General features: G+C 65.8%; 14 protein-coding genes. 1 reads left to right on the top strand and 13 read right to left on the bottom strand.

Annotated elements, in window-relative coordinates; translation table 11 throughout:
- Positions 1-79 precede the first annotated feature (79 nt).
- The 4 genes from C8J42_RS08365 to C8J42_RS08350 all read right to left on the bottom strand — a co-directional run bounded on the left by C8J42_RS08365 (position 80) and on the right by C8J42_RS08350 (position 5571).
- On the bottom strand, positions 80-700 hold the full coding sequence (locus C8J42_RS08365) for a hypothetical protein (RefSeq protein WP_056059563.1): 621 nt from the start codon (positions 698-700) through the stop codon (positions 80-82).
- Between the two features lie 127 nt (positions 701-827).
- Positions 828-1244: a secondary thiamine-phosphate synthase enzyme YjbQ gene (locus C8J42_RS08360; protein WP_133019624.1), complete on the bottom strand. Its 417-nt coding sequence runs from the start codon at positions 1242-1244 to the stop codon at positions 828-830.
- Between the two features lie 320 nt (positions 1245-1564).
- Positions 1565-4303 carry a preprotein translocase subunit SecA gene (secA, locus tag C8J42_RS08355; RefSeq protein WP_133019623.1) on the bottom strand — a complete coding sequence of 913 codons (2739 nt, stop codon included), beginning with the start codon at positions 4301-4303 and terminating at the stop codon, positions 1565-1567.
- A gap of 404 nt (positions 4304-4707) precedes the next feature.
- The gene (locus tag C8J42_RS08350) at positions 4708-5571 is read right to left on the bottom strand and encodes an energy transducer TonB (RefSeq protein ID WP_165895460.1); all 864 of its coding nucleotides are present in this window, start codon (positions 5569-5571) and stop codon (positions 4708-4710) included.
- 75 nt (positions 5572-5646) lie between these two features.
- Between C8J42_RS08350 and argJ the strand changes: the two genes are divergently transcribed.
- Complete coding sequence (gene argJ / locus C8J42_RS08345; RefSeq protein ID WP_133019621.1) at positions 5647-6873, top strand: bifunctional glutamate N-acetyltransferase/amino-acid acetyltransferase ArgJ; 1227 nt, start codon at positions 5647-5649, stop codon at positions 6871-6873.
- 53 nt (positions 6874-6926) lie between these two features.
- Here argJ and trxA read toward each other — a convergent pair whose 3' ends face one another.
- The 9 genes from trxA to ahcY all read right to left on the bottom strand — a co-directional run bounded on the left by trxA (position 6927) and on the right by ahcY (position 23193).
- Positions 6927-7250, bottom strand: a complete 324-nt coding sequence (gene trxA, locus C8J42_RS08340; protein WP_055877560.1) for a thioredoxin TrxA — start codon at positions 7248-7250, stop codon at positions 6927-6929.
- A gap of 64 nt (positions 7251-7314) precedes the next feature.
- Positions 7315-10746 carry a double-strand break repair helicase AddA gene (gene addA / locus C8J42_RS08335; RefSeq protein WP_165895459.1) on the bottom strand — a complete coding sequence of 1144 codons (3432 nt, stop codon included), beginning with the start codon at positions 10744-10746 and terminating at the stop codon, positions 7315-7317.
- A complete protein-coding gene (addB, locus tag C8J42_RS08330; RefSeq protein WP_133019619.1) occupies positions 10730-13690 on the bottom strand; it encodes a double-strand break repair protein AddB in 2961 nt (986 codons plus the stop codon). Before addB ends, addA begins: the two co-directional genes overlap by 17 nt.
- Positions 13683-14438, bottom strand: coding sequence for a nucleotidyltransferase family protein (locus C8J42_RS08325; RefSeq protein ID WP_056058461.1), 756 nt, complete (start codon positions 14436-14438; stop codon positions 13683-13685). The genes addB and C8J42_RS08325 overlap by 8 nt, the downstream gene beginning before the upstream one ends.
- On the bottom strand, positions 14435-15415 hold the full coding sequence (locus C8J42_RS08320) for a phosphotransferase (RefSeq protein ID WP_165895473.1): 981 nt from the start codon (positions 15413-15415) through the stop codon (positions 14435-14437). The genes C8J42_RS08325 and C8J42_RS08320 overlap by 4 nt, the downstream gene beginning before the upstream one ends.
- Positions 15412-15855: a tRNA (adenosine(37)-N6)-threonylcarbamoyltransferase complex ATPase subunit type 1 TsaE gene (gene tsaE, locus C8J42_RS08315; protein WP_056058455.1), complete on the bottom strand. Its 444-nt coding sequence runs from the start codon at positions 15853-15855 to the stop codon at positions 15412-15414. The genes C8J42_RS08320 and tsaE overlap by 4 nt, the downstream gene beginning before the upstream one ends.
- A gap of 124 nt (positions 15856-15979) precedes the next feature.
- The gene (locus C8J42_RS08310) at positions 15980-18340 is read right to left on the bottom strand and encodes a PAS domain-containing sensor histidine kinase (RefSeq protein ID WP_133019618.1); all 2361 of its coding nucleotides are present in this window, start codon (positions 18338-18340) and stop codon (positions 15980-15982) included.
- A 139-nt stretch (positions 18341-18479) separates the two neighbouring features.
- Positions 18480-21398, bottom strand: a complete 2919-nt coding sequence (locus C8J42_RS08305; RefSeq protein ID WP_133019617.1) for a TonB-dependent receptor — start codon at positions 21396-21398, stop codon at positions 18480-18482.
- Between the two features lie 373 nt (positions 21399-21771).
- Positions 21772-23193 carry an adenosylhomocysteinase gene (gene ahcY / locus C8J42_RS08300; RefSeq protein ID WP_133019616.1) on the bottom strand — a complete coding sequence of 474 codons (1422 nt, stop codon included), beginning with the start codon at positions 23191-23193 and terminating at the stop codon, positions 21772-21774.
- Between the last annotated feature and the right edge of the window lie 150 nt (positions 23194-23343).

Raw genomic sequence — 23343 nt, 5'->3', positions numbered from 1 at the left:
AGGGGAGAGGGAGCAACGCACGAAGAAGGCCGGACTACCCTGGGGTAGCCCGGCCTTTTTGGCATCTCGAAGGTAACGCTTACTTCGGCAGCACGACACTCGGTCCGATGCTGTCCACAACCTTGCGCGCATCGAACGCGCGGATGTTGTCGCGCGGGATCGGGCCCTTGCGCATCACGATCTCCGCGGTCGCCTCGTAGCGGTCGATCGTGCGGATATCGAAGTCGTTGCCCCATGGGCCACCACCGAACCCGCCATAGCCGCCGCCGAAACCACCACCGAAGCCGCCATAGGGACTCCAGTTACGCCAGCCAAAGCCGCGCCCGTAATAGCGCCACGACGGACCCCAATAGCCGCCGAAGCCGCCATAGCCGAACCCGCCACCGATCCCCGGCGTCGAATAGGTGCGCGACTGGAGATTGGTGTCGCGGTCGGCCATTAGATAATAGTCATAGCCGTTCTGCAACGTCAGTTCGGCAGCGCGGAAGAACAGGTAACGCTCGACGGTATCACGCGACGTAACGCTGTTACCGGCGAAGCTGACGAGGAAGCGGCCCGGCTCTACCTGCCGGTCGCTATAGCCGGTGCGGCTGAACCCCTGGCCCGTCGCGGGCCGATAGGTGGTCTCGGTCGCGCAACCGGCCAGCAATAGAGCGCCCGTTGCGAGCGCTGCCAATGCGACCTTGCGACCAGGTTTCATGAACATGGTATGTCTCCGTTCGCGGCGAGTGCGGCGAAACGCCTCTTATTAGCCGTCAGTGGTGGAACGGTTGATGAACGGGTTCGCTCCAATGCGCCACCTTACTGACTCATTTTTCACGTTTCGTCTAAACGCCGATCAAGTGCAGCGCCAATGTGCGGCGATGCGGGCGGCGGCGATGTTCGAACAGGTAGATGCCCTGCCATGTGCCCAGCGCGAGTCGGCCGTCGATCAGCGGGATCGAGAGCTGGACCTGGGTGAGCGCGGTGCGGAGGTGGGCGGGCATGTCGTCCGGGCCTTCGTCGTCGTGTTCGTACTCACGTGACTCAGGAGCGATGCGGGCGAAATAGGCTTCGAGGTCGGTGCGAACTTCGGGGGCCGCGTTTTCCTGGATCAGAAGCGAGGCCGAGGTGTGGCGGCAGAATACCGTCAGCAGGCCTTCGGTGAAGCGTTGGTCGCGGGTCCAGCGGGTGATCTGGTCTGTAACGTCGATCAGGCCTTGGCGGGTGGTGTCGATGGTTAGGATCGTGGTGGCTTGGCGCATGGGGTCCTAACGATCGGTCGGCAGAGTGGCTCCGAAATCCCTTCCTCCGCGAACAACCGTTCCCTCGGAAGGCGTGGGTCTAGGAGTCCCACACGCCATCGCTGGTAGCCTGGGCTCCCGCCTTCGCGGGAGAACCGGAGGGTGCGGCATAAAGTGTCTGCACGCCAACCGAGTATTGCTCCACCCCGGCGGAGGCCGGGGCCCAGTTGGGGGACGTTGCTGATTGCCGGAGCGCTTCGTTACTCCGACCTTTCCGACTGGGCCCCGGCCTTCGCCGGGGTGGTAGTAGCTCGGGAAAGTCTCGTCAGTTCGTCCAAATATCAAACAGCCCCGTGGCACTGCTTGTACTTGCGGCCCGACCCGCAAGGGCAAGGTGCATTACGGCTGACCACGCCTTCCCAGTTTGCCGGATTCTCGCCGATATCAGCCTCCTGCGGCTGCGGAATCTGCAACGGCGGCATTTGCGACGTGATGTGGCCGCGCGTGCCCGCATCGAAGTCGTTCGAATCATCCTCACCCGTGAACGGGTCGAAATGCGTCGTGATGAAGTCCGGCAGCTCGGGCAACCCGACCGGCGCCTGCATCTGGAACTGCGCATGCGCGATCGTCTTGGTCACGTCCTCGCGGATCGTCTCGAGCATCCGCTGGAACAGCGAGAACGCCTCCTGCTTATATTCGTTGATCGGCGTCTTCTGCGCGTACGCACGCAGATGGACGACCTGACGCAGCGCGTCGAGCGTCGCGAGATGCTCCTTCCAGTGATGATCGAGATTCTGCAACAGGATCGACTTCTCGACCGAGGTCCACGTCTCCGTATCGAGATCGGCGGACTTCTGCGCGATCGCCTCGTCCGCCATCGCGCGGACGCGCTCCTCTATCACCTCGGGGTCGACCGACTCCTCGAGCAGCCAGGCATCAATCGGCGGTTCGAGGTTCATCACCTCGGCGAGCCGCGTCTTCATCCCCGCAACGTCCCACTGCTCGGGATACGAGTTGGGCGGGCACGCATCGCCGACGATCACGTTGACCGTCTCCGCGCGCATGTCGGTCACCACGTCGCCGACCGTATCGGCATCCATGATGTCCGCGCGCTGCTCGTAGATGACCTTGCGCTGCTCGTTCATCACGTCGTCATATTCGACGACCTGCTTGCGGATGTCGTAGTTGCGTGCCTCGACCTTCTTCTGCGCGGTCTCGATTGCCTTCGACAACCACTTGCTGCCGATCGCCTCGCCGTCCTCGATGTTGTTGCGCATCATCTTGGCGAACAGTGTGTCCGGCCCGAAGATGCGCAGCAGATCGTCGTCGAGGCTCAGATAGAAGCGCGACAGGCCCGGATCGCCCTGACGACCCGAGCGCCCGCGCAGCTGGTTGTCGATACGCCGGCTCTCGTGCCGCTCGGTGCCGAGCACGAACAGACCGCCCGCGGCGAGCACCGCCTGCTTCTCCGCCTCGATCTCGATCGTGATCCGCGCCGCCGCCTCGTCATACTCCGGCGTGCCCTCGACCAGTTCGGGATGCTCGTCGAGCATGCGGAATTCGAGGTTGCCGCCAAGTTTGATGTCGGTGCCGCGGCCCGCCATGTTGGTCGCGATCGTCACCGCGGACTTGCGCCCGGCCTGCGCGACGATGTGCGCCTCCATCTCGTGAAAGCGCGCGTTGAGGACCTTGTGATCGACGTTCTCGCCGACCAGGAACTCGCTCAGCATCTCGGACTTCTCGATCGACACCGTGCCGACCAGCACCGGCTGGCCCAGGTCCGCATGATGCTTGATCTTCTTGGCGATCGCCGCGAACTTGTCCTTGGTGTCCTTGTAGAACTCGTCTTCCTCGTCGACACGCTTGACCTCGACGTTGGTCGGGATGCTGACGACGTTGATCTTGTAGATGTCGTAGAACTCGGCCGCCTCGGTCGCCGCGGTGCCGGTCATGCCGCCGATCTTGGGGTACATGCGGAAGTAATTCTGGAACGTGATCGAGGCCATGGTCTGGTTCTCGGGCTCGATCTGGACGCCCTCCTTCGCCTCGACCGCCTGGTGCAGGCCGTCCGACCAGCGCCGGCCGTCCATCATGCGACCGGTGAACTCGTCGATGATGATGACCTTGCCGTCCTTGACGATGTAGTCGATGTCCGACTTGAACATCACGATCGCGCGCAGCGCCTGATTGAGGTGATGCACGACCTGCGTATTCTCGAAGTCGTACAGGTTCTGCCCCTCGAGCAGCCCCGCCGCCTCGAGCATCCGCTCGACCTTCTCGGTACCGTCCTCGGTGAGGATGATCGTCTTCTGCTTCTCGTCCTTGTCGTAATCGGCGGGATCGAGCTGCTTCACGACCGCGTCGACCTGCATGTACAGCTCGGACTTGTCGTCGGTCGGGCCGGAGATGATCAGCGGCGTGCGGGCTTCGTCGATCAGCACCGAATCGACCTCGTCGACCACCGCGAAGTTGAACGCGCGCTGCGTCATCGCGCTGCGCTCGTACTTCATGTTGTCGCGGAGATAGTCGAAACCAAACTCGTTGTTGGTGCCGTAGGTGATGTCCGCGGCGTACGCAGCGCGGCGTTCCTCGTCCGACAGGTTCGGGATGATGACGCCGATCGTCATGCCGAGGAAGGTGTAGACCTGCCCCATCCACTCCGCGTCGCGTGCCGCGAGGTAATCGTTGACGGTGACGACGTGGACGCCATCGCCGGGGAGCGCGTTGAGATAGGTTGCGAGCGTGGCGACGAGCGTCTTGCCCTCGCCGGTGCGCATCTCGGCGATCTCGCCACGGTGGAGGACGATGCCGCCGACCATCTGGACATCGTAATGGCGCTGGCCGAGCACGCGGTGCGCGGCTTCACGGACGGTCGCAAACGCCTCGGGGAGCAGGTCGTCGAGCTTCTCGCCCTCTGCGAGCCGCGCCCGGAACTTGACGGTCTGCGCGGAGAGTTCCTCGTCCGACATCGCCTGGAGCGACGGCTCGAACGAAGCGATCTTGGCGAGGATCGGATTGAGCGACTTGACGTAGCGGTCGTTGGACGAACCGAACAAGGATTTGGCGAGGCCACCGAACATGGGCTGATTTCCTGAATTTGAGACGCGGCGGCACACGGTGGGCGCACGCGGAAGCGGATCGCTCGGATCCAAAGGTTACGATAAGGTCACACCAGGACGCTATTCGCGGCGGCGCTCTGCCCATAGCGGAAGCGAGACGATTGCTATCGCGCGCAGCGTCGTGGCGACTGCAACCTGCGGTAGCACGGGAAGGCCAGATACGGGCCTTATCAAGACCTTGACTGGCGTTGCTGCTACCGACTGCGAGCAGACGTTGCCTTGCACTACTGCCTGGGCGGACTGCCCACGCATACCCGGTACCGCGCCGGTCAGCGCGGAGAGCAGGGCAGAGAGGAGTAGCAGCAGGTTCATGCGGGACCGGCTTTATGCGAACACGTCGTCAAGGTCCATCCGTCGTCCGGTGATCATTTCCCGACGGGCCGCCCGATCGGCCGATAGCCCATCTGCATCCGGTCCTGCACTTTGATCGGCGCGCCCTTATGCGCGACGAACCGCTCGGCGCTGACGCACGGGTCTGCGGACTTCGCATCTTCCTCGTCCATCGTCTCAACGACCAAAGTCGAGACCGGCGTGCAACCGGTACGCGTGCCATCGGGCTGGACGACGAACTCGCTGCCAACGTCCTGAATGAGCGTGATTCCGGCGGGCATCGGACCAGACAAACGAGCGGCCTGTCCAATCGTCCGGTCGATCAGCGCCAGGACCTCGATGTCGCCCGGTGGCGAGGTCTCGGGGTTGCCGCCGAACATCGCGGCCATGGATTCACGAAACCCTGCGCACATGGTCATTGCTTCGACTGCAACATTGCCGGGCATGTCGCGAAGCTCACAGCGTTTGATCACGGCTTTGTTGGACAGCAACAGGGTCAACCGCTGCCCCACGCTGTTCAAGGGGCTGGGTGGCGGTTCGGGCAATATCCAACGCGTCTTCAAGGTGTATGATCCTGCAACCGCCTTGCCCTCGGCATCATGCGCGGGAGAAAACGCCGTCTTGTGCTCGGTCATGATCCTGCACGTCGCAGCATCGAGCGACGTCGAATCGGAGGACGTGACGATCCGGCATGCCGTTACCGCGCCCAGCGCATCGATCGTCAACGCCGCGACCACCAGCCCGTCTTCGCCAAGATTAGTCGCCAACGGCGGATACGCGTCGGACCCAAACAACGTCGCCAGTTCGATCCGAGGTTTTGGCGCGATAGGCTCGGGCGCAGCTTCGACTGGTACACCAGCGAACAACGCCAGTCCCGTGACAACCCCGTATACCTTCACTGACGAATCCCCCGAAATGATCCGGCGCGCAACCAAGCCGTTGCAGCCGCCGGGCACAAGCGGCAAATGGCAGGCATGACCGAGTCCACATCTCCCCTCGCCCTACCCTTTCCCGCCATGCCGGCGATCGACGGAGTCGCGCTGCATGTCGCGCGGGCGCAGTACAAGGCGTGGGACCGGTACGACCTGACGTTCGTGACGTTGGAGCCGGGGACGGTCGTTGCAGGGGTGCTGACGACGAGCAAATGCCCTTCGCCTGAAGTCGAATGGTGCCGCGCGGCGCTGACGCTCGGTCAGGCGCGGGCGCTTGTCGTGAATGCGGGTAATTCCAACGCGTTCACCGGATCGCGTGGTCGGGCCGCAGTCGAGGCGATCGCGGCGCGGACGGCGGCGCATCTCGGGTGCCAGCCTTCGGACGTGTTCGTGTCCTCGACGGGTGTGATCGGCGTGCCGTTGCCGATCGACAAGGCCGAGGCCGGGCTTGACGCCGCGTTTGCCGGAGCGCCGTGCGGCTGGGAGGATGCCGCAGCGACGATCATGACGACCGACACCTTCACCAAGGGCGCAGTGACGACGGCAGTGATTGGCGATCGCACCGTTAGCCTCGTCGGCATCATCAAGGGTTCGGGGATGATCGCGCCGGACATGGCGACGATGCTCGGCTTTATCTTCACCGACGCCGCGGTTGAGCCGGAATTCCTGCAAGCCGCGCTGTCGAAGGCGAACGCGCCGAGCTTCTCGTGCATCACCGTCGACAGCGATACATCGACCAGCGACACCGTGCTGGCGTTCGCGACGGGCAAGGCCGGTAACGTCGCGCTGGCGGACGATGACAGCGTGGGGGCGGACGCCTTCCGCGCGGCGCTGGCAGACTTGTGCCATCAACTTGCTATGCTCGTGGTTCGCGATGGCGAGGGCGCACAGAAGCTGATTGAGATCCAGGTGACCGGTGCCGACAGCGACCGCAGCGCCCACCGCATCGCTATGAGCATCGCCAACTCGCCGCTGGTGAAGACCGCCATTGCTGGAGAGGACGCCAACTGGGGCCGCGTCGTGATGGCGGTCGGCAAGGCCGGCGAACCAGCCGATCGCGACACGCTGTCGATCCGGTTCGGGAATACGCAGGTTGCCGAGGGTGGCTTGGCGCTGGGCGGCTATGACGAGGCGCCGGTCGCTGCGCATCTCAAGGGTCACGAGATCGAAATCGGCGTTGATCTAGCGCTGGGCGAAGGCCGGGCCACAGTTTGGACCTGCGACCTGACGCATGGCTACATCTCGATCAACGCCGACTATCGAAGTTGATACCGCTAATGCCGTCACCCCAGCTTTCGCTGGGATGACGGCGGGAATTTAGCTTAAGCGAGTTCGCCTTCGAGCCACGCCTTAAGCCGGCCCTTGGGCTCCGCGCCGACCTTGGTCGCTGCCGGTGCGCCGCCCTTGAACAGGATCATCGTCGGGATGCCGCGGACGCCGTACTTGCCGGGCGCGTCGGGGTTCTCGTCGATGTTGAGCTTGGCGATCGTTACCTTCTCGCCGAGTTCTTCCGAAATCTCCTCAAGCGACGGCCCGATCATCTTGCACGGGCCGCACCATTCCGCCCAGAAATCGACGAGCACGGGCCCGTCGGCGTTCAGTACGTCCGCATCGAAGCTGGCATCGGTGATCTGCTTGGTAGCCATCGTGAATTCTCCTTGGTTGAGTCGTATCTAAGGTCGCTCGCGTGTGCGCTCAACCACCGGGGCGCTAGCTTTGCTCCGTGGGCCGATAGTGCGGCTTGTTCGCGGCCAGCGTCTCGTCGGTCAGCACGATCAACCGCGGGCCGGCCGTGTACAGCAAGGCGGCCTCGACCGACCGGCCCGGAAAGATCACGGCCAAGGCTTCGGCATAGGCTGCCATCTGCTTCAGATGGTATTCCGGCACATCGTCGAGGCCGCGCGGTGCGCGTCGACCGGTCTTGAAGTCGACGACGCGGATGCGGTCGGGCTCGATCAGCAGGCGATCGACCGTTCCCGACACGACCATGCCGTTCGCGAGCGTCGCAGCGATCGGTGCCTCGGCGAGCGTATCCGCGCTGAAAAGCTCGGCAAAGCGCGGGTCGTCAAGCACGGCGACCACGCTCTGCACGATTTCGGACCGTGCTGCGACATCGTCGACGCCGCCCGCTTTTGCCAGCCAGCGATCGGCTGCCGTCGCGCGGTCGGTGGCGGCAACCGCCGGCAGACGCTCGAACAACGCATGGATCAGTCGACCTCGCTCCGCCGCGACGCGCATCGCTGGTGTCGGCGGCGGATCGGATACCGCGTCGTCACCCAGCGCAGACGGCGACAGCGGACGAGGCGGACGCGCTTCTTGCGGTGCGGGTTCATGCGCCCATCCCGGTAGCTGCGCATTAGCCGTGATCTCGACCGAAGCCGAAGCCTTGGCGATCACCGCAGGCTGAGGCTCGACCCCGGCGAACGTCCGCGCGCCCTCGCCCACCGGGACATCGAGCGCCGTCAACGCGCGATCGGACGCGGCGTACCAGCTGTTCTCCGGCGGCAGGCCCTTTGCGCGGGGCCCGAGCGCACCGGCGATCACCAGCCGCTCTTCGGCGCGCGTCGCGGCAACGTAGAACAGCCGCCAATGCTCCTCCAGTTCGCGCTGCTCGGCGGCCGACACGACCGCATCCAGCGGCCCGCCACGCTCGCTCGACCGCGGCCGGAATACCGGGATCGGCGCCGCCCCCGGCTCGGGCGCCCATTTCAGGATCGAGCGCGGCGCGGCCGACGGATCCGCGGTCGCATCCGCCAGGATCACCAGCGGCGCCTGCAACCCCTTCGCACCGTGCGCGGTCATCACCCGTACCGCGTCCAGCGGCGCGGACGGATCGCGGACGATCTCGACATCGCCGCGATCGAACCAGTCGAGGAAGCGCTGCAACGAGGGCGTCGTCGTACTCTCGAACGTCAGCGCGGCGTTGAGCAGTTCCTCGATCGGATCGCGCGCCTCGGTTCCCAGCCGGCGGATCAGTTTGCGGCGACCGTCGAGCGGCCCCGACAGTAGTTCCTCGAGGAACTGGTACGGCGTGGCGATGTCGGCGCGCGCCAGCATCGCCAGCAAGGGGGCGAGCCGTGTCGTGGGTTGCGTGCGTTGCAGGTGCCGCCACAACGGCCCGGCCTCGCGCGGGGCGGCGGCCATCAATTCGTCCTGCGTCCAGCCGATCAGCGGCGAGACCAACAGCGCGGCGACGCTCAGATCGTCCTCGGGCTGCAGCACGAAGCGGATCGTGGCCAGCAGATCCTGCACCGCGAACGGCGCGTTCAGCCGCAAGCGATCGACGCCCGCCACCGGCACGCCCTCGGCATAGAGCCGCGCGACGATCAGCGAGGCGAGATCGCCACGGCGCTTGACCAGGATCATGACGTCCTCGGGCCGCAACCGCCGCCCCTTGCTCTCCAGCATCAGGCCTGTCTCGGGCGCAAGCCAGCCCTTCACCGCGCGCGCGATATCGCTCGCGAGTTTACGCACCGCGTCGTCGACCCAACCCTCTTCGTCGTCCTCGCTACCGCCAGCGGAGACTGGCGGCCACAAGGTCACGGTGCCGGGGCCGGCGACCTCGCTGGCGTGCTGTTCGACTTCGCCCGCAATCCCGAGCCCCGGCTCGCCGATCGCCTCGATCGCCGCATCGACGAACTCCAGCACGGTCCGCGTCGACCGGAACGAGTGGCGGAGCGACAGTCGCGCGAGGGGAAGCCCGCGCTCCTCCTCGGGCCAGTCGTCGTCGCCTTCCGCCTCGCTCGCACGACCGCCGAAATACTGTTCGGCAGCCTGGAAATTGAGCGGATCGGTGCCCTGGAACCCGAAGATCGCCTGCTTGTAATCGCCGACCGTGAACAGCGTCCGCGTCGACGGCGCATAGATGCCGCGACCGACGAAGAACTCGTCCGCCAGCGCGCGGACGATCCGCCACTGGTGGCCGTTGGTGTCCTGCGCCTCGTCGATGAGCAGATGCTCGGTCGCCTGGTCGAGCTTGTAGCGCACCCATTCGCCGATCCCCGGCTGGTCTAGCAGCGCCACCGTCGTCGCGATCAGGTCGTCGAAATCGACCGCGCCTGCGCGCCGCTTGGCCAGTGCATAGCCGCGAGCATAATCGCGCCCGACCTCCAGCCCGTCGGCGAGCAGGTCGCAATAGGTCGCGCGCTGGACCATCGACAGCACGTCGGTGCACGCCTCGCCCAGATCGCGCGCGAGGACTTCGTAGTCGGGCTCGGCATCGATCAGTTTCTTCGAGGCTTTGCGCTGGGTGCCCGTGCCAGTGAGCACGACGCTGGCAAGCTCGTCCAACGTCGCCGCGCGGTCGTCGAGGTCGAGCCAGCGCTGCACGGTCGCCGCCGCGGCCTGGCCGGTGGCGGTCCCCCACGCGCGGTTCGCCGCGGCAATGCGCGTGATCGCGTCGAGGTCAAGCGCGTCGCACCAGTCCGCGATCGCTTCGTCGATGTCTCCGGAGGGCAGGCCGAGTTCGCGCCGGAGCCATGGCTGGATCCCGACTGGCAACGCCTCCAGCGCTGGCAGCGCACGGGCGCAGGCGAGCAGGAACGCCTCCGCCCCGCCCTCGCCCATTCGCAGCGACAGGCGGCCGACGATCTCGACCGGACGTTCGCGGCCTTCGCGCTCGGCGTCCGACAGCATCGACGCCAGCGCCTCGCGCGCCAGGCCGGCTTCCTCGCGCGCTTCCAGCGGTCGGAAGCCTGGCGTCAGCCCGGCCTCGACCGGGAACGCGGCCAGCAAGCCTTGGCAAAAGCCATGGATCGTCTGGATGCGCAGGCCCCCGCCCGGCGCGTCGAGCACCTTGGCGAACAGGGTGCGCGCGCGGTCCTGCAACGCCTGGACCGGGCTCTCGCCGAGCGCGATCAGGTCCGCCGCCAACGCCGGCGCGGGCATCCGCACCCACGCGGCGAGCCGCCCGTTGATCCGCTGCGCCATCTCCGCCGCGCCTGCCTTGGTGAAGGTCAGGCAAAGGATCGCACCGGGATCGACACCCCGCAACAGCAGTCGGAACACGCGTGCCGCCAAGACCTGCGTCTTGCCCGTGCCAGCCGACGCGGACAGCCAGACGTGCGACGCCGGGTTGCTCGCGTCGGCCTGCGCCCCCCTGAGCCGGGGCAGCGTGGCGAGCGCGTCACCGCTCACGGCCATACCATTCGTCGCGTCGCATTAGTTGGTCGTACTCGGCATAGGGGGCGTATTCGGGGACGAGCTTCGCGGTGAACGCGGCGCTGCCGGTGAGCCATTCGCCGACGACTTCGGTGAAGTTGTGCGCGGCGATGGCGGTGAACTCGGCGGTCGGGATCTTGTCGCGCTTGCCCTCGGGATCGACCGGGCTCTCGATATAGCCGAACGCGTCGCGCTTCTTGCCGAGCGACCAATATTCGAACGCGCCTGCGGTCCCCGAGACCTCGGGGAAGCCGCCGCGTTCCGCGATCAAGCCGAGCAGCCCGAGTTGCAGGCTGTAACCGGCGCGGACGGCGGTCGGCGAAGGCGGCTTGCCGGTCTTGTAGTCGATCACCGCCAGGCGCCCGTCGGGGAGCTTGTCGATGCGGTCGTAGCGGCCCGACAGCGTCACGCCAGCGATCTCGATCTTGCCCTTGCCCTCGGCGCTGGCGACCGTACGGCCGTCCTCGCCTTGCGCGACGATAGCGCCGGCGATCCAGTCGATCGCTTCGAGCAAGCGCGGCTGCCACAGCGCGCGCATCATCGGATGCGTCCGCTCGTCATCGAGCATCGCCTTCGCGCGCTGCCGTAGCGTGTCGACGGTGCAGTTGTCCTGCTTCCACCATTGCTCGAGGATGTCGTGCACCGCCGTCCCGCGCCACGCCGCGCTGGGATCGGCATCGACCGGATCGAGCGGCATCAAACCCAGCACGCGGCGCGCATAGAAGGCGTAAGGGTCGGCCTTTAGGCGATCGACCTCTGTGACAGAAATGGCTTTCGGACGCAGCAGCGCAGGCGGCGATGGCGCGGGACGGTCGGCGGGGAGATGCTCGCCCGGATCGTCTAGCGCACGCGTCCAGCCTTCCAGTGCAGATGCCCGCTCGAACCGATCTCCGGCAAGCGCCTGCAACCGAAGCCAAAGACGCGAGGCCAGAGCGGGTGACTTCGCATCCCTGCGTGCCCGCGTGACTACCGCGCGAGGTGCGCCTAACGCTTGCGCAAAATCATGCGCCGCGGTGCCGACACGCCGCTCCAACCCCGGCAGCCCTAGCTCCATGCGGATGCGCGGCGCGAGCCAAGGATCGGGCGCAGGCCGCCCCGGCCAAACGCCTTCGTTCAAACCGCCGAGCACCATGACGTCGGCGGTCTGCAACCGCGCCTCGATCAGGCCGTATATCGCGAGCCGGGGATGGCCGCCCGGTGCCGGCCGTACCGCTACTTCGTCGAGCAACGTCCGCAACAGTTGCGGCAGTTCGCGCGGATCGATCCGCGGCGGTCCGGCCGGTGCTTCGGCTTCCAGATCGGCGAGGAACTCCGCCGCCGCTCGCCCGGCCAAACCCGACCAGAGATTGTCGCCGCACAAGGTCTGCGCCGTCTCGCGCAGGCAGGCGAGCACCGAAGCCAACGGCTGCTGCCCCTGATCGAACGCGTTCGCCAACGGCGTCAGCAGAGGCTGGACGTCGGTCCACCATGTTGCCGCCGTGCCTTTACGCTCCTCCAGATGTCCGGCGATCCCGTCGAGCCCCGCCGCCGGCCTTGGCCCGCGCAACCGCCGGTCGAGCGCGCGTGCGCCGTCTAGCCAGAGCAAGCGATCCTCGCCCGCCCGCACCAGGGGGTGTTTCAGTAACGCGAGCAACGGGAGCGGCGAAAAGCGCTGCCCTGCTGCCTCGGCCAGCGCGAGCAGCAACGTCCCCGGCGGCAGGATCGACAAGGGCCGCCCCGCGCTGTCGTCGATGCCGATGCCCCAGCGCCCGAGATGCGCCGCTACGCGCCGTGCGAGCGCGCGATCTGGCGTGACTAATGCGGCGGTCCTTTCGGGGACTTCCAGGGCCTCGCGAAGGACGAGAGCTATCGCTTGTGCTTCCTCTGCTGGCGTCGCGAGTTCGGCGGCGGTCACGCCCTTCAATCGGCGATCCTCCGCCGCGATCTGTGTCCATTTGCCGGTGAAGTCCGCGGGCGCCAGCGCGTTGGCGATGGCCCGGCCGCGCGCGGGGTCGGCATCGTGCCCGCCACCCTCGCGCCATGTTTGCACCTCGCCGCGGGCGACGCCCATGCGCAGGAGCATCAGCTTCGCATCGAACTGCGGATGCGTTTCGATCGAGCGCCGCGTGAGCCCGGTCACCGGGTGCGGATCATGCGGGCCGAGCGCGTCCCATTCCTCGTCGGGCAGCGCGAGGTCGAGGCCGGCGAACACTACCATGCCCTGCGGCATGTCGGCGATGCAGCGGAGCAGACGCGCGACCGCTGGTGCGGAATCCGTCACGCCAGCCGCGCAGACGATCCCGGCTGGTGGCGCATTCCGCCAGCGCTGGGCGAGCCGGTCGAGCAACGCCGAGCGCCGCGTCGCCGCATCGATCCGCTCAAGCCGCGCGAGTTCGCCTGGCCAGCGTTGCAGCACGATTTCGAACGTCGCCAGCGCGCGCCGCCAATGCTCGGTCAGTTCTGGGCCGAGTTCGATATCGCGCAACCTTGTCGGCGGCACTTCCTCGACCAGCAACTGATCGAGCGTCCGTGCGAGTTCGCCTGCGAGGCGCACCGCTTCGGCGGCATCGACCGGATGGCCTTCGCGCGCCCGCTCTTCCGATACCAGTCGCGCGAGGATCATGCGACGCTGATAGGGTGGTACCGCGGGCAGCGGCGAATCGATATCGTCCGCCGGATCGAGCGCGGCGCCAACCGCTTCGCCCATCTCCGGATCTCCCAGCGCCACCAGACGCGGGAGGACAAGCCCGCCGCCGCTCGCGCGGACGAACGCCTCGGTCACCGCCTTCACCGCGCGGTTGTTCGGCAGCACGACGAGCGCACGGGCGAGCGCCAGCGGATCGCGCCCGGCCCGCCGCGTCAGCCCGGCGACCAGCGCGTCAGCAAACGCCCGGTGCGCCGGGATCGTGTAGAGCGTCGGGCGATCCGCCGTGGCGACGTCAGCCATCCGCGAGGATTGCCTCGGTTTTCGGGATCGCGGCGGGCGTGCCGACGTCGAACCACAGGCCCTGGTGGACCTGGCCGTAGGCGCGGCCGGCGGCTATCGCGCGGTTCCAGAAGATGTTGGTCGAGAACGGCCCCTCCGGCCAGTCGGCGATCAACCGCGGGTGGAGAATCTGGATGCCGGTATAGGCGAATGGCGCGACCCGGCCGGGCTTGCGCCGCCCGACGATCCGCCCGTCGCTGCCGAGATAGAAATCGCCCATCCCGCCGTGATTGTTGGCACGCGCGAGCGGCACCATCAGCAGCAGCGCGTCCATCTTCGCGTCGTCCCAGCGCGACGCGAGCAGCCTGATCGCGTCGACCGGCCCGTCGATCCAGAGATTGTCGCTGTTGACCACCAGCACCGGCGCGTCGCCGAGCAGATGCCGCGCCTGGACGAGCCCGCCGCCCGTCTCCATCAGCATTTTCCGCTCGTCGGAGATCACGACGTCGATCCCCGCGAACCGGTCGGTGACGTGCGCCTCCAGCGTGTCCGCCAAGTAATGCACGTTGACGACCGCGCGCTTGATCCCGGCGGCCTGCAACCGCTCGAACACGTGGTCGATCAACGGCTTGCCCGCGACCTGAACCAGCGGCTTTGGTCGCGTCGCGGTCAGCGGGCGCATCCGCTTGCCCAAGCCCGCCGCCATCACCATCGCCGTTTCGGGCACGACACCGCGAGGGACGGGCCGGATCGTCTGCTGGCGGGTCACGCGCTCAAGGCCAGCGGATCGCCGCGCTTCGCGGGCGGCACGTTCGCCGCGAACCACGCCGCGACCGGCGCCATGACCGGCTGCGCCAGATCGCGCTCCAGATACGTCCACACACGCGGACACATCGTCGCATAATGCGGCTTGCCATCGCGCTTCCACAGCCGCGTGAAGATGCCGAGGATCTTCGCATTCCGCTGCGCGCCGAGCACGTGATACGCGTTCATGAACTCGTCTCCCGCATCCGCCGCCGCACGATATCGCGCCAGCATCGCCGCCTCGACCGCCGGATCGACCGTCCGCCGCGCATCCTGCAACAGCGACACCAAATCATAGGCCGGATGCCCCGCGAGCGCGTCCTGAAAATCGAGCAACCCGAGCGACCGCGCCGGTCCGACGAGCATCAGGTTCTCGGCGTGATAATCGCGCAAAACCGTGACCGGAGTCTCGGCGATGGCGTGATCGAACACTGCCTCCCATGCCGCGGCCCAGCCAGCCAGATCTGGCTCGACCCCGACCGCCGGGCAGTACCATTCGACGAATAGCCCCGCCTCGCGCTTCAGCACCGCGCGATCGTAAGGGGGGACCGGCCCAGCCGGCTCGGCGCGCAACCGCACCAGCAAGTCGATCGCCGGCCCGTAGAGCGACAGTTCGTCCGCGGGCGCCGCGTCGACCGCCTCACGCAATCTATCGTCGCCAAAATCCTCGATCAGCACGAGCCCCTGGTCGAGGTCACACGCCAGAATGGCGGGCGCGGCGAAGTCGCGCTCGACCAGCCATTCGGCGATGGCGATGAACGGGCGGGGATCTTCGTGCGGCGGTGGCGCATCCATCAGGATCGCTTGGCGCCCACCCTGTTCGGCGCTCTCGATCGCGCGGAAATAGCGCCGGAACGACGCGTCGCCCGCGACCGGAAGGATCTGTGCCCCACCCCAGCCATGAACGTCGAGAAAAGCGGCGGCGCCGGGCGGCGGGGTCATGTCGGCCATCGCGACTTCCAAGCTTCCGGCACGCCGATAGTCAAGCTGCGCGTGCCGTCCGGCTCGATCGTCAGGCTCAGGCGAAGCGCATCCGGCCAGTAATCCGGGCCTGCGCGTTCCGGCCATTCAACCAGCAGGAGCGAATCGTAGCGCGCGTCGTCGAGCGCGAGTTCCTCGATCTCGGCGGGGTCGTCGATGCGGTAGAGGTCAACGTGCAGTACGGGAAAGCGCACTTCGGGTGGCTCGTAGGGCTGGACGATCGCGAAGCTGGGCGATGGTGCCTCTCCGGCGAGGCCGAGTGCGGCGAGGAGGCCGCGGGCGACGCTGGTCTTGCCGGAGCCGAGCGTGCCCACAAGAGTGATCACGTCGCCGGGTCGAACGCGCTTGGCAAGCATAGCCCCGAACGCTTCGGTGGCTTGCGGGTCGGGTAGACGGATCATGCGCACGAGCCCTCTCCCCCTCGGGGAGAGGGTTGGGTGAGGGGCCGTTCGAGGCGCTGCGCTGCTCGGCGACCCCTCACCCCGACCCTCTCCCCGGAGGGGAGAGGGGGCAGAAGATCGGCGCTCATCGGCGTGGTAGCTCGACGGTGATCAGCGTGCCGGCGCCGGGTTCGGACATAAGCTCGATCGTCCCGCCGTGTGCCTCGACGAACTGTTTCGCCAACGGCAATCCGAGACCCAGAGCGCGATCCCCCATAGGCTTCGACTCCGCAAACCGGTCGAACGCATGCGCCACCGCCTCCGCATCCATCCCAACCCCATCGTCCGACACCACGATCCGCGCCGACGTCGCATTACCGTCGGTATGCAGCAGCACCCGCCCGCCGTCCGGCGTCGCCGCGACCGCATGGCGCAACAGATGCTCGACGACCTCCTTCAGCCGCTTCGGATTGCCGTTCACGCGGCCCGTCGAGCGCGCGACCTCGATCGCGAAGTCGAGTTTACGTCGCTTGGCCGACGGCAGGATCGTTTCCGCCGCGGCGCGCACGGTAGCTGCGAGGTCCACGTCGCTGCGATCGGTTTCCGCACGATCGCTCTCCGCGCGCGTCAGGTCGAGCACGTCGTCGACCAGCAACCCCAGCCGCTCGACCGACTCGAGGATCGCCCCTACATAGCCCTCGGCCTGCGGCGTCATCGCGCCGGCATAGCCGCCGTGAAGCATCTCCGCGAACCCGCTGATCGACGTCAGCGGCGTGCGCAGTTCGTAGCTCATGTTCGCGACGAACGCGGTCTTCACCTTGTCGGTCGCTTCAAGCGCGTCCGCACGATCCCGCAAAGCCTGCTCCGCGCGCCGGCTGTCGGTGATGTCGAGCATCGTGAACAGCGCATTCCCGTCGGGCAGCGGCACGCCGGCAAACTCAAAATGCCGCCCATCCGCGAACGCCACGCGTCCGCCGCGCTGCTGGCGCCCGACCGTCGCCGACCGGACGAGGTCGGGGATCAACGCGGACCGCCCCGGGGTCGCGAGCTTGGCGCCAGCCGCCTCGGCAAACGCATCGACGCGGGGATGCGAGGCAAGGAACTCCTCCTCCAGCCCCCACAATGCCCGGAACCGGTTGTTCCACAGCTGCAACCGGCCATCCGCCGCGAAGACGCCGAGCGCCTCGAACAGATTGTCGAACGTCGCCGTCCGCACCCGCAGCAACGTGTCGCGCGCGCTGGCGAGCTGGACCTGCTCGGTGCGATCCTCGAAGATCAGCAACAGGCCGCCATCGGGGAGCGGCTGCGCGACCACGCGGAGATGCGTGCCGCCGCGCAGGTGCCAATTCTCCTCCATCGCACCGCCGCCCTGGGCCGAGCCAGTCTGCATGAACCAGTCGCGCCGCTCCGCCTTCCAGCTCGGGAAATCGCGGACCTCCGGTAGCCGGTTCGCCTCGCGCATCCGCTCGAGCACGCGGTCGAATTCGGGACGGTCGGCGAGCCATTCGCTCCGCATCGCGAACATCCGCCGGAACGGCTGGTTGCAGAACACGAGCGAGCGATCCCCACCGAACTGCGCCACGCCTGCCGATAGCCGGTCGAGCATCGCGCGCTGGGCTTCGGCAAAGCGCTTGGCGCCCGACCGCGCCTGCTCCAGTTCCTCGATATCGATCGCGAACCCGGCCACGCCGCCGCTCGGCAACGGTACGTCGTAGATTTGCAGCGACCGTCGCGCACCGTCGATCGTCGCGGGCAGGACCTGCTGATGCGGGCGTCCCTGCTCGCGCGCGACCGCGGCACCAGCGAGAGGCCCGCCACGCCCAGATCCCTCGACCAGTTCCAGCCCACGCGCGACGACGTCGGCGGCATCACGCCCCTCGACCGCATCGACATACGCGCTGTTGACCATCGCCAGTCGCAAGTCGGTCGCGCGATACCACATCGGCATCGGCGCCGCCTCGATCAGCCCCGTCAGCGATTCATACGCCTCGCCGAGTCGCGCGGTCTCGGAACCAAGTCGTGCGATCTCCGCCTCGCTGTCGGTCGCATCGAACGCCCATAGCAGCACCGCCCCGGTCGCGCCCATCGCGCCCGGCGCGCGCCCGCCGCGAAACGTGATCGCCCGCGTCGAGCCCTGCAATCGCACCGAGCGCACGAACGCCCGCCCCGACCGCTGCGCCGCCGTGACGTCGGCAATCAGTCGCGCGGCATCGTCGGCGGACAGCCCCGTCCCCCCGGCAGCAAGCTCCGCGATCGACCGAGGCGGCGCCCCAAGCCCAAGCCAGTCCGCCATCCGCTGCGTCATCTCGATCCGCCCGCCAGAACGGATCACCGTCACGATCGCCGGCGATCCATCGAGGATCGTCTGCAACTGCGCGCGCACCTCTATCACTTCCGCGGCGTCGGAACGGGCTTGCAGTCCGATGTATAGCAGTACCAAGCCGGCGAGGATCACCAGGAGCAGCAACGCCCCTACCATCACGGCGGCACCGATCCCTAGGACCATTATCGGGAAGCCCGTAGCGACATCATCGGACCATGTAGGCCAAACCGTCCCCCAGGGGAAAGCCACGAGACAAGGAAAAGGGCGGGCCCGACATAAGGACCCGCCCTTCTCGATCTAACCGATAGAACCTGGCTTACGCTTACAGCTTCACCGAAGCGCCGATGTACATCGCGCGACCAATGTTGTCGTAGATCGCGTCGCCATCGCCATTGCCGAGCAGACCGTAAGGCGGCTTCTTATCGGTCAGATTATCGACGCCGCCGTACAAGGTGAAGCGCTTGTCGACGTCGACCGACGCGCGAACCGCATGATAGAACACCTTCGGATAATAGACGACGTCGGCATAGTTCGGGTTGAGCGCAGGAACGCCGTTTGTGTCGTGCTGCGCCTCCCAATCGGTGATTGACTGGCGGCCGATATAGCGGACCTGATAGCCGATCGTGAAGTTCTTGTGCGTCAGGTCGACCGATGCGTTGACGTTCCAGATCGGATCGCCAAGCTCGCCCTTCACCCGGTCGGGGCGGCTCGGCTCGTCGAGATACGGGAAGTCGGTCCGGTCGCGGACCCAGGTCCCCACCACGCGCACCGCAGCCTTGGTGTCCGCACCGAACCGGCGGTTGTAGCTGGCGTCGAAATCAATGCCCTTGGCCTTGAGCGCGGCGAAGTTGACCGTGCTCTGCAACAGCGCCGGCCGTGCGAACAGGCCGTTCGCCTGGCGCGGATTGATCAGGCTGCAGAACTGGTTGGTCAGCGTCGGAGCGTCATAGCAGGCATCGAGAATCGTCTGTGCGTCGACAGCGTTGATGACCTTGTTGATCTTGATGTCGTAATAATCGACCGTGAGCGCAAAGCCTGGAAGGAAGCTGGGCTGGAAGATCGCACCATAGGTCCAGCTCCGTGACTTCTCCGCCTGTAGGTTGGGATTGCCGCCTGACAGGATTTCAGTGGAACCAGCCCGGGCCGTGCTGTTGATGAAACCAGCCGGAACACCTGCTGCCGCACAGTTTGCAGCACGGGTCGAGCGCCCCGTGGTGATGAAGTTGACATCGCACGGATCGTCGAGCTGCGGGAAGTCCTGGCTGTTCGAAGCGTACAGATCGCCAAGCGTAGGCGCCCGGACCGACCGCGAATAGTTCACGCGGAACTTGATGTCGTTGATCGGCGCATAGATCCCGCCGAAGTTATAGGCATAGACCGTTCCCGTGGACCCCTTGTAATCCGCGACACGACCTGCAGCGTTGATCGTCAGCTCCTTGGCGAAGCTGATGTCCTTCAACAGAGGAATTTCGATCTCGCCATACGCTTCCTTCACGGCGAATGCGGGTGGACGGAAGTCGGGGATGACGTTGAAGAACGTGTCGCCGCCCTTAATGGTATCGTCATACGCCGAGAACGCCGTTTCGCGACGATACTCGCCGCCGACCGCGAACCGGACCGGACCGCCGGGCAGTTCGAACAGCTGCGAGCTATCCCCGACGATGTTGCCCGTCACGTCGAACTCAGTCGCCTTGCCGCGGCTGGTCGAGGTCGTGTTGATGTAGTTCAGCGCGGCCTGGCTAGCCCGCCCCCCGCCCAGGATGTTGAGCGGAGCGCACGACGGATCGACGACAGTCGCCTGGTTGATGCGGCAGACGATCTGGCCGGCCCCGTTACGGACCGCATCGATCGCGTTGTAGAAGCGCGACTGGAACTGGTTGTTGTAGAATTTCGACTTCGTACGGAATTCGCCGTAGTTTATCGAGAAATCATACTTCCAGTCGTTGTTGAAAGTCCCCTCTGCACCGACGACGATGCGATAGGTATCGCGACGATCGGCCTCATCACGCGTGCCGAGATCGGTGTTGTTGCGATTGAGGCGGAAATACTCGGAGCCTGCCGGCAACAACGACCGGATGGTCGCCGCAGCCTGAGGATTGAGGAACGCGTTGTCGAACGCGATCGGCACGCCCCCACCAAGATACGTCTCGCCCTCGGCATCGGTCCCCTGCGATCCACCTTGGTTGAACGTACCGCTCGACTGGGCAAAGCTTTCAACGCGCACGAACTTCGCTTCGAAGAACGGCTTGAACGCTTCCGATACGTCGTAATGGCCGATCAGGTTTGCGACGTAGCGCTTGAGCGACGGATCCAACGTACCCGTATCGGTCAGCGTCGCGCCGCTGCCGTTCTGGTTGTTGTTCGAGCCTACCGGGCGGAAATCATTCCCGTAATTATACTCGGAGAGTTGCCCGTTCGACCCGAAGCCGAACACGCGGGGAGCGCCGTTCGCACGACAGGCAGCAGCTACGCCACCACCGCAGCCCAGCAGATTGCCGCCGTTATAGGCGATGAAGTTGCCGCCATTGTCATAGCCGAAGCTACGGACACCCGTTAGGAAAGTCCGCTGCGGCTGACCGGACGCGTTGGTCGCGACACGCTGGAACTGGTTCCGGCCATCATAGGCACCGGTCAACCCCGGACGGTCGGTATAAGTCAGCAGATCGGCCTGGTTATATTCGAGACCGAGCGCGATGTTGCCGCGCCCCTCGGCGAAGTTAGTCCCGAAGGTGCCCGACAGGCGATATGTACCGCGATTGCCGCGATCCGCGATCCCGCTCTGGGCATTAAGCGATACGCCGTCGAAATTGCGCTTCAGCACGAAGTTCACGACACCGGCCATGGCGTCCGAACCATACACCGCCGAGCTACCGCCGGTAACGATGTCGACGCGGTCGATCAGGTCGGTCGGGATCGTGTTGGTGTCGACGAGAAACTCGCCGGTCGATCCGGTGATGTGACGGCGGCCGTTGACGAGAACCAGCGTACGCGATGGCCCAAGACCACGAAGATCGAGCAGGTTGATGCCGGCAGTACCGATGAACTGGGTCGAGTTCGCCTGACTGTAGGTCGAGCGCAGCGACGGCAGGTCGTTCAGCACGTCGCCGATCACGACAGCGCCGGTCCGCGTCAGGTCGGCCTGCGTCACGGTGGTGACGGGGATAGGCGAATTGAGCGTCGGCCGCGCGATGCGCGAACCGGTGACGACGATCTCGCTGCCGGCATTGGCTTCGGCCGCCACTGTCTGTGCAACTGCGCCCGTCGTAGTGTCCGAACCAACCGGAGCTGTTGGATCGGTGCCGGGCGCCTGGCTTTGCGCGTCAACCGGTGTTGCAGTCTACGCCGCTGCCGGGATCATTGAGACTAATACGAACGCCACCGTCGACGCTGTTACGAACAATCCGGACTTCCGGATCGGCATGCCAGTCATATTAAATAACCCCTGAACCCAATCTTTTACTGAGGTCAGAAGGACACCTTTCCTGCCCGTTTTTCAATCCGGGCAGCAAAACATTACAAACATGTTGCAGAGCTGCAACACGGATGCGTAACGAAAAAGCCGCGCCCGCCTAATCGCGGACGCGGCTTTCGAAAACCCTACTAAATCCCTAAGATCAGTAGCGGTAGTGGTCCGGCTTGAACGGGCCCTCGACCGGCACGCCGATATAGCCGGCCTGCTTGTCCGAAAGCTTCGACAGCTTCACGCCGAGCTTCTCGAGGTGGAGCATCGCGACCTTCTCGTCGAGGTGCTTCGGCAGGACGTAGACTTCGTTCTTGTAGTTCTCGCCCTTGGTCCAGAGCTCGATCTGCGCGAGCGTCTGGTTGGTGAACGAGGCCGACATGACGAACGATGGGTGGCCGGTGGCGCAACCGAGGTTCACCAGGCGACCCTTCGCCAGGATGATGATCTGCTTGCCGTCCGGGAACTTCACCAGGTCGGTGCCGGGCTTCACTTCGGTCCAGTCGTAGTTCGAAAGCGCGGCGATCTGGATCTCCGAGTCGAAGTGGCCGATGTTGCAGACGATCGACATCGGCTTCATCGCCTTCATGTGATCGGCGGTGATGACGTCGGCGTTGCCGGTCGCGGTGCAGAAGATGTCGGCGCGCTTCACGGCCTCTTCCATCGTCACGACCTCGAAGCCCTCCATCGCCGCCTGCAGTGCGCAGATCGGATCGACTTCGGTGACCATCACGCGCGCGCCGCCGTTGCGGAGCGACTGGGCCGAGCCCTTGCCGACGTCACCGAAGCCGGCAACGCAGGCGACCTTGCCGGCGAGCATGACGTCGGTCGCGCGACGGATCGCGTCGACCAGCGACTCCTTGCAGCCGTAGAGGTTGTCGAACTTCGACTTGGTGACCGAGTCGTTGACGTTGATCGCGGGGAACGGCAGCTCGCCCTTCTTGGCGATCTCGTACAGGCGGTGGACGCCGGTGGTGGTCTCTTCCGAAACGCCCTTCAGGTTCTTGACGGTCTCGGTCAGGTAACCGGGGTTCTTCGCGACATACGCCTTGAGCGCACGCTGCATCTCGACCTCTTCCTCGTTCTCGGGCTCGGGCATCGTGTGGCCGGCTTCGAGCTTGGCGCCCCAGAGTGCGAACATCGTCGCGTCGCCGCCGTCATCAAGGATGATGTTGGCGGTCTGGCCCTCGACGTCGCGATCCCACGAGAAGATGTCGCCGACATAGTTCCAGTAATCCGCGAGGCTCTCGCCCTTGATCGCGAAAACCGGCACGCCGGTCGCGGCGATCGCGGCGGCGGCATGGTCCTGCGTCGAGAAGATGTTGCACGTCGCCCAGCGCACGTCGGCGCCGAGTGCGGTCAGCGTCTCGATCAGCACGGCGGTCTGGATCGTCATGTGCAGCGAGCCGGTGATCCGCGCGCCCTTGAGCGGCTGCGCTGCGCCGAATTCCGAGCGCAGCGACATCAGGCCGGGCATTTCGGTCTCGGCGATGTTGATCTCGGCGCGGCCGAAATCGGCGAGACTGATGTCGGCGACGACGTAGTCGGTCTTCGCGGGGGCGAGGGTGGTGGCCACTATGGGTCTCCTGGAAATTCTGTGATCGGCGAGCCTCATGCCCGTGCCGGATGCCGTGCCACTTAGGGGATCAGGGGGCCCAAATCAAATATAAAGATATCTTTATATGATGCTCGGGGATGCCGTTCGCGTTAGCTGCATCGCCCTTCT

Source organism: Sphingomonas sp. PP-CE-1A-559, assembly GCF_004340965.1.
GTDB lineage: Bacteria > Pseudomonadota > Alphaproteobacteria > Sphingomonadales > Sphingomonadaceae > Sphingomonas.
Note: the sequence above shows the minus strand (reverse complement) of the source record. Positions and strands in the feature narration are given on the sequence as shown.